Annotated in this window: 10 protein-coding genes; 3 read left to right on the forward strand and 7 right to left on the reverse strand. The window is 57.1% G+C overall.

Going from position 1 to position 12851, the window contains the following annotated elements:
- Positions 1 to 1332, forward strand: a complete 1332-nt coding sequence (locus tag M9H61_RS17405) for a pitrilysin family protein (protein WP_250281915.1) — start codon at positions 1 to 3, stop codon at positions 1330 to 1332.
- Between the two features lie 121 nt (positions 1333 to 1453).
- Positions 1454 to 3412, forward strand: a complete 1959-nt coding sequence (gene mutL, locus M9H61_RS17410) for a DNA mismatch repair endonuclease MutL (protein WP_250281917.1) — start codon at positions 1454 to 1456, stop codon at positions 3410 to 3412.
- An 8-nt stretch (positions 3413 to 3420) separates the two neighbouring features.
- On the opposite strand, the gene M9H61_RS17415 is transcribed toward mutL, so the two are convergent.
- From M9H61_RS17415 to M9H61_RS17430, 4 genes are all read right to left on the reverse strand, one after another.
- Positions 3421 to 4908, reverse strand: a complete 1488-nt coding sequence (locus M9H61_RS17415) for a pentapeptide repeat-containing protein (protein WP_250281918.1) — start codon at positions 4906 to 4908, stop codon at positions 3421 to 3423.
- Positions 4909 to 4978: 70 nt separating this feature from the next.
- On the reverse strand, positions 4979 to 5965 hold the full coding sequence (locus M9H61_RS17420) for an OmpA family protein (protein ID WP_101245517.1): 987 nt from the start codon (positions 5963 to 5965) through the stop codon (positions 4979 to 4981).
- 39 nt (positions 5966 to 6004) lie between these two features.
- Positions 6005 to 6772 (reverse strand): motility protein A, encoded by a 768-nt coding sequence (locus tag M9H61_RS17425; protein WP_101245518.1) that lies wholly within the window; start codon positions 6770 to 6772, stop codon positions 6005 to 6007.
- A 533-nt stretch (positions 6773 to 7305) separates the two neighbouring features.
- Positions 7306 to 8157, reverse strand: coding sequence for a GNAT family N-acetyltransferase (locus tag M9H61_RS17430; RefSeq protein WP_250281920.1), 852 nt, complete (start codon positions 8155 to 8157; stop codon positions 7306 to 7308).
- 363 nt (positions 8158 to 8520) lie between these two features.
- Between M9H61_RS17430 and M9H61_RS17435 the strand changes: the two genes are divergently transcribed.
- Positions 8521 to 9594, forward strand: coding sequence for a siderophore-interacting protein (locus tag M9H61_RS17435; protein ID WP_250281921.1), 1074 nt, complete (start codon positions 8521 to 8523; stop codon positions 9592 to 9594).
- Between the two features lie 10 nt (positions 9595 to 9604).
- Here the strand turns inward: M9H61_RS17435 and M9H61_RS17440 are convergent, their stop codons facing one another.
- The 3 genes from M9H61_RS17440 to M9H61_RS17450 all read right to left on the reverse strand — a co-directional run bounded on the left by M9H61_RS17440 (position 9605) and on the right by M9H61_RS17450 (position 12836).
- Positions 9605 to 10489, reverse strand: a complete 885-nt coding sequence (locus tag M9H61_RS17440; RefSeq protein WP_250281924.1) for a hypothetical protein — start codon at positions 10487 to 10489, stop codon at positions 9605 to 9607.
- 179 nt (positions 10490 to 10668) lie between these two features.
- Positions 10669 to 11619, reverse strand: a complete 951-nt coding sequence (locus M9H61_RS17445) for a metal ABC transporter permease (protein WP_101245523.1) — start codon at positions 11617 to 11619, stop codon at positions 10669 to 10671.
- Positions 11616 to 12836 (reverse strand): metal ABC transporter permease, encoded by a 1221-nt coding sequence (locus tag M9H61_RS17450; protein WP_250281927.1) that lies wholly within the window; start codon positions 12834 to 12836, stop codon positions 11616 to 11618. Before M9H61_RS17450 ends, M9H61_RS17445 begins: the two co-directional genes overlap by 4 nt.
- Between the last annotated feature and the right edge of the window lie 15 nt (positions 12837 to 12851).

Raw genomic sequence — 12851 nt, forward strand, 5'->3', positions numbered from 1 at the left:
ATGAACCAGATCATGAAACACGCCGCCGGTTTTGCCGTTGCGGCCCTGACCTTTGTCGGTATCACCCAGTCCGCCCACGCGGTCGAAGTCCAGGAAGTCATTTCCAAAGGCGGCATTCGCGCCTGGCTGATCGAAGACCATATGAACCCGCTGATGACGATGGATATCGCCTTTACCGGTGCGGGGGCGGCAACCGATCCGGCTGACAAGCTTGGCCTTGCCAATATGGTTTCGGGCCTGATTGACGAAGGGGCCGGCGCCATGGACAGTCAGACTTTCCGCGGCGAGATGGAAAACCGTTCAATCAGTCTGACCTTTGATGCCGGTCGCGATGATTTTTCCGGGTCCCTGACCACGCTGACCCGCGAACGCGATACCGCAATTGATCTTCTGCGTCTGGCCTTGGCCGAACCGCGTTTCGATGACGAGGCGGTCGAGCGTATCCGTTCGCAAATCATTGCCGGTCTGAGACGGGCGGAAAATGATCCGGGTGACATTGCCAGCCGGACATTCTTCAGTTCGATCTTTGGCGATCATCCCTATGCCCGTCCGGTTTCAGGCACCTTTGAAACGGTTGCGTCGTTCAATGCCAATGATTTCCGCAATTTCGTCGGGCGTGCCTTTGCAAAGGACAATCTGATCATTGGTGTTGCCGGTGATATCACGGCCGACGAACTCGGCCCGCTGCTTGATGAGGCCTTTGGTAGTCTGCCTGAACACAGTGACCTTCCTGAAATTCCTGATGTGACCCCGACCTTTGGTGGTCTTGATGTGGTTGATCAGGACATCCCGCAAAGCCAGGCAATCTGGGGGCAAAAGGGCATCAAACGCACCGACCCTGATTTCTATGCGGCCTATGTCATGAACTACATTCTCGGTGGGGGCGGTTTTTCATCGCGCCTGACCGAAGAAGTGCGTGAAAAGCGTGGCCTTGCCTATGGGGTTTATAGCTACCTTGCCAATCTGGACCATGCCGAAATGGTGATGGGCGGGGTTGCCACGCGCAATGACGCGATTGGCCAAAGCCTGTCTTTGATCAGCACCGAATGGACCAAGATGAAGGAAAAGGGCGTTACCCAGGAAGAACTCGATAACGCCAAATCCTATCTGACCGGGGCCTTCCCGCTGCGCTTTACCAGTCTTGGCAATCTGTCGGGCATGCTGGTCGGCATGCAGAAAGAAGACCTTGGCATGGATTTCCTTGATCGTCGCAACAGCCTTGTTGATGCCGTCACCCTTGATGATGTCAACCGCGTTGCCGCCGAACTGATGGACCCGGCCAATGTGACGGTGACCGTGGTTGGCAAACCCGAAGGCGAACTGGCCTTCTGATCCGTCAGTCACATCTAAAAATGTCAAAGCGCGGTGAAAGGGATTTCGCCGCGCTTTGTGCTTTGATAGGTTCAAGGCAACCAAGATAAACAATCCGAACATCACGAGCATTGCCTTCATCATGACCCTGCGCGTCCTGCCCCAGAACCTGATCAACCAGATTGCCGCCGGTGAGGTGGTCGAACGCCCGGCTGCGGCGTTAAAGGAGCTGGTTGAAAACGCGCTTGATGCCGGGGCCACCAGGGTCGATGTCAATCTGCGTGATGGCGGGCGGACGCTTTTGTCGATCACCGATGACGGCAAGGGCATGACGCCCGAGGAACTGTCGCTTGCGGTTGAACGTCATGCGACGTCAAAGCTGCCCGATGATGATTTGTTCAATATCGGGTTCATGGGCTTTCGCGGTGAAGCATTGCCATCCATCGGTTCTGTATCGCGGATGCGCCTGACCAGCCGGGTGCGGGGCTCTGAAAATGCCTGGTCGCTCAGCATTGAAGGCGGGGCAAAGGGCGAACCGGAACCGGCCGCCCATCCCTATGGCACCCGGGTCGAGGTCCGCGATCTTTTCTATGCCACCCCGGCGCGTCTGAAATTCCTCAAGACCGCGCGCACCGAACAGATGTATGCGCGTGAAATCATGGATCGCCTTGCCATGGCACGGCCCGATGTCGGTTTTACCCTGACGGGGGATGGTAATAAATCGATCCTGAATTACCCGGCCTGCGAAGGCGATCTGTTTGATGCGCGCCTCAAACGCCTTGGCGCTGTCATGGGCCGCGAGTTTCAGGAAAACGCCCTTCAGATCGAAGCCGAACGCGAAGGCATCCGTTTGACCGGCTATGCCGGTGTGCCGACCCTGAACCGTGGCAATGCCCAGATGCAGTTCATGTTTGTCAATGGCCGCCCGGTCAAGGACCGGCTGTTGCAGGGGGCGGTGCGCGGTGCGTATCAGGATTTCCTGGCGCGGGATCGTCATCCGTTGCTGGCGCTGTTCTTTGAATTGTCACCGCGCGATGTTGACGTCAACGTCCATCCCGGCAAGACCGAAGTCCGTTTCCGTGATCCGGGCCTTGTCCGTGGTCTGATTGTCGGGGCGCTCAAACATGCGCTGGCCGGGGCCGGACACCGGGCCTCGACCACGGTTGCCGATATGGCACTTGGGGCGGTTCGCCGCGAAGGTGAGGGACCCTCACTTCCGTATGGTGGTGCTGGGCGCAGCGGTGGCGGCAGCGGCTTTAACATCGGGCAGTATCAACCCAGTATTCCAAGCCATGCGGCGGTCGAACGCAATTATGCCGCCCAGTCCCCGGTCGATTCCGGGGCGGGATATGGCGGTCTGTTTGATCGCGGGCGGGATTTTGCCGGGACACCGGATGATGCGCGCGATACCGGCAGTGACGGTTTTGCCGCAGCGGCAGCCGCGGCGTTGTCGGGCGGCTATGACAGTGCCGCACCGTCGGCCCGTATCGATCACATTGCCGATGAAGGCAAGTTTGTCGATCATCCGCTTGGTGCTGCGCGCGGGCAGGTCCATGCCAATTACATCATTGCCCAGACCCGCGACGGTCTGGTGATTGTCGATCAGCACGCCGCCCATGAACGCATTGTCTATGAACGCATGAAGGCCGATCTTGCCGCCAATGGTGTCAAGCGTCAGGGATTGCTGCTGCCCGAAGTGGTCGAACTCGACGAAGCATCGGCCGACCGCATTGCCGACCGCGCCGAAGAATTCGCCGAACTCGGACTGGTGATCGAACCGTTCGGCCCCGGTGCCATCGTGGTGCGCGAAGTCCCTGCCATGCTGGGCAAGGTCGATGTTGCCGCCCTGGTCCGTGACATGGCCGACGAGATCGCCGAACTGGGGCAGGGCATGGCATTAAAAGATCGCCTGATGTATGTCTGCGCGACCATGGCGTGCCACGGGTCGGTGCGTTCGGGACGCAAACTCAATGCCGATGAAATGAATGCGCTTTTGCGCCAGATGGAAGCCACCCCGCATTCCGGGCAGTGCAACCACGGGCGCCCGACCTATGTCGAACTGAAACTTCATGACATCGAAAAGATGTTCGGCCGCCGATAGGGGCCGCCTTAATCACGCAGTTTAAGATTGCGGGGCAGGCGGGTATTGGCATTGACCCGCGCGCGCTGAATTTGTTCGGCAAACAGTCCGCGCGTGCCGGTAAGATCCGCATCGCGGAAATCGGTCCCGGCCAGATTGGTGCCGCTCAGATCGCAATTAAGCAAATGCTGGCCCCGGAAACTGGCATTCGAAAGATCCGATCCCAGAAATACCGTGTTGCGCAGCATCGCATCATTGAAACGCGCCCCCGAAAGACGGCTTGCCGCAAGATTGGCACTATCAAGATTGCTTTCGATGAAATCGGCCCCGGTCAGGTTACAGCGCCGAAGAACCGCATCCTTGCAATTGGCGCGCTTGAAACTGGCAAAGGGAAGGCCGCAGCGGCTCAGATCAATGCCTTCAAGTTCGGCTTCACGCAGATCGGCATGGTCAATCGACATGACCGTGCCTTCCTTGCCGCCGGTATCAACCCAAAGCTTGTGACTGATCAAGGCTTCATGCAGATCGATTTCAACCAGCTCTTCGCTGTCGTCATCTGCTGCGGTTTCGATCGGGTCGTCATCGGGTTCTTCGGTCTCGTGCTCTTGGGATGCCGGTTCGATAACCGGGGACAATGCCTCGCGCGCGGATTGTACGGCTTCGATATTCTGGGGGCCGGTATCGCGGTCATGGGCGATCGGCACTTCGGGAAGGTCGCTGTCATCAAAGACCTGCCCGCTGCCATTCAACCGTGCTTGTACATTGGCAACCTCGATGGTGTCGCTCATTCCGACCAGGGGGGATTTGTCATCGCGGATATCGGCAACGGTTTCCACGGGCTGCGTGCTTTTGGCGGGTGCCGGCTTGCCAACCGCCGCCCGACGACGCGCGGGAGCAGGACTTGCACTGACGACAGGCGGGGTTTCAAGCATTGCGGCCTTGATGCGGTCACGCTTGCGGCGGCCGGGATTTTCCGGGGTGCTTTCGTCGACCGGGGTGGTGGCCTGTGACGGGGTCTTTGTCGCCGGGGCTTTGGGCATGGTGGTACCCGCCCGGATCATGTCCTGTGGCCGGGCCGGACCAAAATAGTTTTCCTTAAGAACGAAACGGCGGGGTGACCGCATGACTGTTTCAATGATCTTGCGCAGGCGTTTGGGATCAATCGGCTGACGAAACACCCCTTCGATCCCGGCATCGACCGCATCGCGCATGCCGCGGCGGTCAAGTTTCGGCGCACCAAGAAGGATCGGGACCGTGCGGCCGATCGGGTTTTCGTCGCTTCCGGAATCGCGAATGGCGCGAATGGTCGAAATGCCGCGCATGCCATCAAGATACAATCCGACAAGAACCAGCTCCGGGTGCATTTCACCGATCAGCTCGACGGTCTTTTCGCGGTCGTCGCAATGGACGAAATTGCCAAAGCCAAGCGGTTCGATTGCTTCGCGGGCGGCAAGCATGTTCCGTTCACTGTAGTCGGCATACAGGATCGTTTTGTTTTTATTGTCCTTGCTCGCCATGTTCCGCGATTTCCCTTATTCGCAAGCCGGTTCCTGTCCCGGGAATGTCCGGCCTTTTTGCGCGTAATTGTTACTGTGCGGACGGAATGCTGAACGAGCGCCGCGGCAATGTGGAGCCCGGCGTGTCGGCGGTGTTGCCTGTGCCGCTACCCGCCCCGCCTGCACCGGGATTGTCGATGCTGAAGGTTCCTGAATCGGAACTGCCGGTATCGGGCGCATCAAAGTCCGTCGCATCAGTATCGTTTACGCTTTCTCCGCTTCCTGTTGCACCATCGGGTGCATTTGTTTCGACCATCTGGATGGTGATTTCCACACGCCGGTTTTCGGACCGCCCTTCGGGGGTGTCGTTGCTGGCGATCGGGCGGCTGTCACCATAGCCCTGAATAACCATCCGTCTGGGGTCCGTTCCGTTCTGATCAATCAGAAAATGCAAAACCGATGTCGCACGTGCTGCGGAAAGGTCCCAGTTTGATATATAGGGAGACGAAGACGATACCGGAATATTATCCGTATGACCGGCCACCAGAACTTCCCCCTCTGTCTGGTTGATGACCGGTGCCAGCCGATTGAGGATGGCGGCAAATTCTTCGGTCATGCCCGATGATCCGGACGGAAAGGCCAGCTCGTTCGGAAAGCGGATCACGACTTCGCCGTCAATGCGTTCCAGCCCGACCTGATCTTCCAGGCTCATATTCTCAAGAACGCTTTCAAGCGTTTCTTCAAGGGCCTCGGCCTTTTGTTCCTTGGTGTCGGTTTTCTCGATTTCGATTTTCGGGGTTTCTGCCTGCGGGATTTCCGAAACCACGCGCGGACTGTCGGGGGTTGGCGCCTTAAGCGACTTGCCGACAATCGACCCGTCCAGTTCGATCACCCCGGCCAACTGGTCCTGTTTGGAAAAGCCGAATGCGGCTTTGACCGATCCGGCGATCTGCTTGTAGCGGATGACATCCATCTCGGCAAAAGTCAGCAACAGAACAAACAGAACAAGCAGCAATGACATCAGATCGGCGAACGTCGCCATCCAAGCCGGTGCGCCTGCTGCGGGTTTCTTGGCCATGGGTCTATACCGCTACCTGAAGATCAGATGACAGCATTCTTATTCTCCGTCTTCCGCATCAGCGGGCACGCCACCCGGAAGATATGGACCAAGAATTTCTTTCATCACCATCGGGCTCTGGCTTGCCTGGATCTGGACAACCGATTCAATGATCAGCTGTTTGGTGTTGCGCAGGCGATCGACCTTAAGGGCCAGCTTGTCGGCAATCGGCAGCGCAATCAGGTTGGCCAGAACCGCGCCATAGAATGTTGTCAGCATCGCAATTGCCATTGCCGGGCCAATCGCATCCGGGTCCGAAAGGTTGGCCAGCATCTGCACCAGACCGACCAGGGTTCCGATCATGCCGAATGCCGGTGCGGTATCGCCGATCCCGCGGAACATCAGTTCGCCAAGCTCGTCATTCTGGATCGATTTTTCCACTTCGCTTGAAATCGAACTTCTGATCACTTCGCCGCTGTGACCATCCACACACATGCGGATGCCGCGCGCCATGATTTCGTTTTCGACTTCAACATTTTCGAGCCCCAGCAGACCGTTCTTGCGAACCAGACCGGCAAGTTCGATGGCCTTTTCATAGATCGAAAGCGGGTCTTCCTTGGGGTTCTTGAATGCAATACCCACCCCGATTTTCAGCGACTTTATGACGTCGCGCATCGGGAACTTGATCAGGGTCGCGGCCGCAGTCCCGCCGAACACAACCATGACGGATGGAATATCAACAAAAGAATCAAGGCTGCCGCCCATCATGATGGCGCCAAAAATAACGCCAGCCCCGGCGATAATCCCAATGAGTGTAGCTATATCCATGTCGGTTATTTGTATCCGGCGTTAAAACTTTTGTTTCGAAGCGTGCTTGATGAAAATTGGCAAAGAACGCGCGGCAGCGGGCATAAATTTCAATTGCCGTGCGGTTGCATTTCTAAAGTCCATACTGACCCCATTACATAAAAGCAGGATTTTAGGTGCTGCACTCCTCAAAATTGGGTTTCTACAACCTGTTTTCCAGAACCAAACGATAACTTCCTGCGTTACGGCGCGGAATGGACCAAACAAAAAGAGCCGCCCGATTGTAAAATTACGGCATTAGGTTAGGGGATGCTATACCTTTGGCATTAAATGTTTGTTGCCAGAAATCGCCGCGCGGTCAACCCCGCCGTAAGGATAATCCGACTTGATCAAGCGATGTAGGCACAGTCTGGCAAACCGGCCCTGAATAGCGCATGGCCGGTATCGCCGCGATCATGGGGGCGCGTGATTGAATGGTGCTGTTTTTTGCCTGCCCGATTGCCGGGCTGCCCGGCTGTCTGGCTGTCTGGCTGTATGATGACCTGGCTCGCAGGTTATCCCAGCTCGAACGATGAAATGCCGAACGTCATATCAAGGTTCAGCTTGGGTGCTGTTCCCTTATACATGCGCGCGGTTTCGAACTCGGCAATCATCTGATGGTCATTGACCAGCTCGCGGGCCGCCTGGTTGGGTTCGGGAATATCAAGATAGACCTTGCCGTCCTGATTATCGCGGCTTTGCAAAAGGGCGCCAAACAGGGTCCGGGCATCTTGTGCATTGGCTGCGAAAAGCGGGCCGACCTTGTGACCTTCTTTACACGGGCGGATCACGCCATAGCCACGAAGTCCCATCGGCCCTTTAAGGGCCAGTGCCGTATGGTTGTCATTGCCGATCCAGCCACGCAGGAATTCGATCCGGCTTTCGGCAAACAGATTGCAGGTCTGCTCAAAGGCATCGACAACGGCGATGTCATCAATTGCCAGGGCAAACAGATCGTCATCAGTCGGGGCGCTGGCATGGACCACCCCGCCAAAGCGGATATTGCGATGGGCAAATTCAAAGCCCGACTTGCGGTAATTGTCCTGCTGATCGACAACACCATCAAGCCCGATGGTTTTCATGACGCTGTCATCAAGAACCGTCTGCCACAATTTATAGCCAAGACCCGATCCGCGCCGGTCCGGGCGGCAGATGTAAAACCCGACAAAGCCGAAATCGGAACTGTATTGAACCGCGGAAATCACCGCGGCCATGCCCTGTTTGTCAAAGGCACCCCAGAAACCGTCAGGATCGCTATTGTAAAACACCTCGGCATCGGCAAGTCCGGGATTCCAGCCCTCATTGGCGGCCCATTCAACGGCCAGCGGGAATTCGAATGATTTCAGGCGGCGGATCTTGTCTGTCATGGCGATGTCTTCAATCTTCCGGATCGATAATCAACTGGGTCACAAGCCCGTCCCTTTACAGGATCGGCGGATAAACATCCAGTGGCAGAGCCGGGGCAGGGCCGGTTAATTTGGTTTGAATGGTCGATCGAAGTTTATATTTGCAAACGCCGACGTCAAACCCCTTGTGCGAATGCCAATAGGCCTGGCGTGATATCACCATGGTTTCACAAACATGAACGCAGCCATTCCAAGCGGACCAACTGGTTCCGGGCCTGGCACCGTGGTGGAAAAATCATGATAAATATTGTTGAGAATGCCTATCACTTTTATTATCAATAGGCCTCCGTGGTTTTATCCCAACACCATCGCGCCGAGGCCCCAATGCCGTCCTCCATCCTGACTGCAACCACCCGCATCGATTTGCCCGAAAGTGCCGCTTTGATCCGGCAGACTGCCGACTATTACAAAAGTCATGATTGCGATGTGCAGGGGGATGACATCGCAACGCGCATTTCGGTATCGATCGGGCATATCAAATTGTGCAGCCGTGAAAACGGTCTTGATGTGGAAGTCGGGGCCACGACCGAGGTCGGCGTGGTCCAGATGAAGGCCGCGATCATTTCACTGCTTCAACAGGGTGCTGCACCGGGTACCAGTTTCGACTGCCGCTGGAAGGGGGCAGGACAAAGCAATGGCAAACTTCCGAACTTTCGCGAATTGACTGTTGGCGCGATCACCGATCTGTCGCCCCATATGCGACGCCTGCGTCTGCACGGGGTCGATATGGGCGCCTATGAGCAGGAAGGCATTCATGTCCGTCTTCTGATCCCGCCACGTGGCAAGGCGCAACCGAAATGGCCGACGCTGGCTGAAAATGGCATGCCGGTCTGGCCAAGCGGTGATGATCTGGTCGAACAGCGGGTCTATACCATTCGCGACATTGATGCTGCGGGCGGCTGGGTGGATGTCGATTTTGTCATGCATGGCGATAACGGGCCGGGTTCGGCCTTTGCCCTGCATGCGCGTCCGGGCGATCTGGTGGCGATGACCGGGCCGCTGGGCAATGATCTGCCGGCTTCTGACTGGATGCTGTTTGCCGGGGATGAAACGGCGCTTCCGGCGATCGGGCGTTATCTGAATGAAATGCCTGCCGATGTGGCGGGCCATGCGCTGATCGAAGTGGGCAGCAAGGATGACATTATTCCGCTTGCCAGCAAAAGCGGGATCAAGGTGACCTGGATCTTGCGCGACAGTGTCGAAGAAGTCACCCACAGCCTGATCCAGGATGCAATTCGCGCTGTCGAAGTGCCGCGTGATGGTCGTGCGATCTATTGCTGGGCCGGTGTGGAAAATGCCGATTACAAGCCGATCCACACTTACTGGCGCAAGGAACTTGGCCTTGGGCGTGATCAGTGCACGGCCATGACATTCTGGCGCAAGACCGACCAGGCCTGATCGATATGGCCTAACGTTTTGTTGCCACCCTGGCATGCAGGGTCGGGGCAAAATGGGCTATCGCATCATCCAGACCGATCAGGATTTCGGGCGCATGGGCGATGACGGGTGTCAGTGTCCCGGCCTCGGCGGCGCTGCGAAGTTTGGTAATCGCGCGAACAAGTTCAAGATTGGTCGGCGTGACATTGGCGGCAATGGCCTTGGCATGTGCGCCGATCATGCGACGTGTTGCCAGAAACGCTGCCACTTCCTGATCTGTTGTGATGCTTTTGCCATCTGATGCCGGGTCCAGCGCATAGCGCACCGACAGGCCGGTCATATGCGACCGGTCGGCAAACAGGGCCGATGTGATCATACGAAATGCAATGATATCAGCGATCAGCCCGTCACGGTTTTGACTCGTTGCGATTTGATCCAGTGCGAAAAGATCGGCATCGCGTTCGTCGCGATGGCTTTCGATATCGTCACCGCCAAAATGATCGGGCTGGCAATGGCGGATCTCGTGATAGATCAGCCAGCGATATGTCATGGCGGGATCCGTGCCATAGGACAATCTTTTCCCGAACCAGCCACGCATCAGTTCGGCAAATATCTCATTACCGCTTTGCGGGGTGACATTTTCCGGGACAAAAATCTGACAGGTGGCAATCTGTTGGCCATTTTGCTGACCGGTAACGGTAAAGGGTGATCGCGGCAATTTGGCAAATGTCTTGTCCGGATCCTTGATATTGGCAAGTCCCAGTGTCTCGTCCATCCGCGCCAGAAACGCCGCACGATCGCTGAAAACAAACAGATCGATATTGCCAAACCGCTGCAATTCGTCACGGATGTCACCACCCGTCGGGGCGTTACTAGTCTGTTGCGCGACCGCGGACGGGACGCCAGACCAAAGCACGATCAGGACAGTCAGGATGGCTGTGAAAGTGATCCTGAAACTGGCCCTGAAACTGGCCCTGACAGTCGGGCGTGCCGGATATGGGGGATGTTTGATCATCCCTTCATTATGGGGGCTTTGACCGGCTGATACGATAGCAATCGGTCACATTTGATGTTTTGGAACCGATTTCGGGTGTCTCAGGCTTCGGCGCGCTGACCGGTTCGTTTGCGTTGCGGCCCGAACAGGCAGGTCAGGATCAGAATGATCCCCGAAATGGTGGCAATCATGCCCGCGGCACTGACCGCATAGGGCGATCCGAACCAGCCCGGCCCGTATCCGGCAAAGACATATCCGAGCACTGCCGAAATAACCGCAAACACCACTGACCAGCCAACCTGTCGGCCGAGCTGATTGGTCATCAGGCGCGCACTGGCCGGCGGGCAGACAAACATCGCAATGACAATGATCGACCCGACCGCATCAAACGCCGCAACAGCGGCAATTGCGGTTGCCACTACAAGCGCAAAGCTGAGCAGTCTGGTGCGAATGCCGATTGCCTCGGCAAAGGCGGCGTCAAAGGTCGATATCTTGAGCTCCTTCCAGAACAACAGGATAAACAACCCGATGCCGACCAGAACAATCGCCAGACGCGGCAATTGCGGCGGCAAGGTCGCAAGGGCCGCCGGATCAAAAAGCGATCCCCATCCCTCGGCATCAAACCAGATCAGGCTTTCCAGATTGCCCAGAAGCGCATGTTGCACATCGATATGAACCGAACTGGTATCAGTGACTTCAAGAAACAGAACGCCTGCTGCGAACAATGTGGTGAAAACCAGCCCCATCGCTGCCCCCGGCTCAACCCGGCCAAGGCGCTTGACGATTTCGATCATGACAACCGCGATGATTGCCGCCACACCGGCACCAAGCATCATCGGAACCGCGGTGATGGTTCCGGTCACCAGAAACGCCCCGACAATACCGGGCAAAACCACATGGCTGATCGCATCGCCAATCAGTGCCTGGCGACGCAGCAACAGGAAATTCCCCGGAAGCGCACAGGCAACTGCTGCCAGAATGCCGATTACAATCGGGCTCAGGCTCAGCTGGACAAACTCGGCGCCAAGGGCTGTGATAAGGTCGTCGATCATGCCTTTGCTCCGTTCCGGGCTGCGATGATGCGATCAATCTCGTCAATCTGGTCGGGGGTCATCATGCGTTCGATCGGGGTCAACCCGTCATAGCGTTCAATGGCGGAATCATCGGGCAGCATGCGCCGCGCAACCGCCCAGCGTGCCTCGTCACGGGCGGCTTTTTGTGCCGCGACCCGGCCGCGCGCCGTGGCAACCCCGTCGCGCCGGATCATGCCCGACCGCCGCAGGATACGCAGGGTCAATCCGTCATAGATCGGTTCACGCCGCGCAAGTGACAGCAACCCCTGGCGACGGTGGACCCGGCGCTGGAAACGCTGATGACGAAGTGCCGATGCCAACCCGCCACGCAACGGCGAAAACAGGGCTGAAACCAGGAAAAAGCCAAAGGCAATCAGAACAATGATCGGGCCGGTCGGAAGTGATGCCTCGGCTGCGGAAAGAACCGCACCGATATATCCCGAAAGCCCGCCAACGCCTGCTGCAATGCCGATCATCGGTCCGACCTGGTTGGTCCAGAACCGTGCGGTCACCGGCGGAATGATCAAAAGCGCAACAATCAGGATCAGCCCGACAATCTTGAGCCCGATCACCGTCACAATCAGCGCCAGCCCCATCATCGCCAGATCGATATTGCGCACATTGACGCCCGTGGTCGCAGCATATTCCGGATCAAAGGCCACAAGCGTCATCGGGCGGCGCAACAGAAATACGAATGTGGCGGCCAGTGCGCCGGCAATGGCTATTGTCATGGCCTCGGAAATCAGCATCCCGGCCGTTGATCCCAAAAGGAAGTTTTCAAGTCCGGCCTGACGGCCCGATGACATGGTCTGGATCACGGTCAAAAGGACAATGCCAACCCCGAAAAACACCGACAGCACCGCACCGATTGCCGCATCCTCGGTCAGGCGGGTTTTGCGCGTGATCCATTCGACCATCAAAAGCCCGATCGCCGATGACACGGCTGATCCGATGATCAGCCCCGGAAGCCATCGGCCGTCGCTGCCAAACGCGACCATGATCATAAAGGCAAGACCGACACCCGGAAGGGTCGCATGACTGATGGCATCAGACACAAGGGCGCGTTTGCGCAGGAAAATAAACGCCCCGGCACTGCCCGCAGACAGGCCAAGCAACCCTGCGCCAACCGCGACCAGGGCGCTGTTATATCCGGCCTGAAGAAACAGGGCGCTTATGAAATACTCGATAAAACTCATGACGATATCTGCCTT

It is taken from the genome of Thalassospira sp. GO-4, from assembly GCF_023588965.1.
GTDB lineage: Bacteria > Pseudomonadota > Alphaproteobacteria > Rhodospirillales > Thalassospiraceae > Thalassospira > Thalassospira povalilytica.

Excerpts from the sequence above, each read along its gene's own strand:
- M9H61_RS17405 (WP_250281915.1), top strand. The coding sequence starts at position 1 with ATGAACCAGATCATGAAACACGCCGCCGGTTTTGCCGTTGCGGCCCTG.
- mutL (WP_250281917.1), top strand. The coding sequence starts at position 1,454 with ATGACCCTGCGCGTCCTGCCCCAGAACCTGATCAACCAGATTGCCGCC.
- M9H61_RS17415 (WP_250281918.1), bottom strand. The coding sequence starts at position 4,908 with ATGGCGAGCAAGGACAATAAAAACAAAACGATCCTGTATGCCGACTAC.
- M9H61_RS17420 (WP_101245517.1), bottom strand. The coding sequence starts at position 5,965 with ATGGCCAAGAAACCCGCAGCAGGCGCACCGGCTTGGATGGCGACGTTC.
- M9H61_RS17425 (WP_101245518.1), bottom strand. The coding sequence starts at position 6,772 with ATGGATATAGCTACACTCATTGGGATTATCGCCGGGGCTGGCGTTATT.
- M9H61_RS17430 (WP_250281920.1), bottom strand. The coding sequence starts at position 8,157 with ATGACAGACAAGATCCGCCGCCTGAAATCATTCGAATTCCCGCTGGCC.
- M9H61_RS17435 (WP_250281921.1), top strand. The coding sequence starts at position 8,521 with ATGCCGTCCTCCATCCTGACTGCAACCACCCGCATCGATTTGCCCGAA.
- M9H61_RS17445 (WP_101245523.1), bottom strand. The coding sequence starts at position 11,619 with ATGATCGACGACCTTATCACAGCCCTTGGCGCCGAGTTTGTCCAGCTG.
- M9H61_RS17450 (WP_250281927.1), bottom strand. The coding sequence starts at position 12,836 with ATGAGTTTTATCGAGTATTTCATAAGCGCCCTGTTTCTTCAGGCCGGA.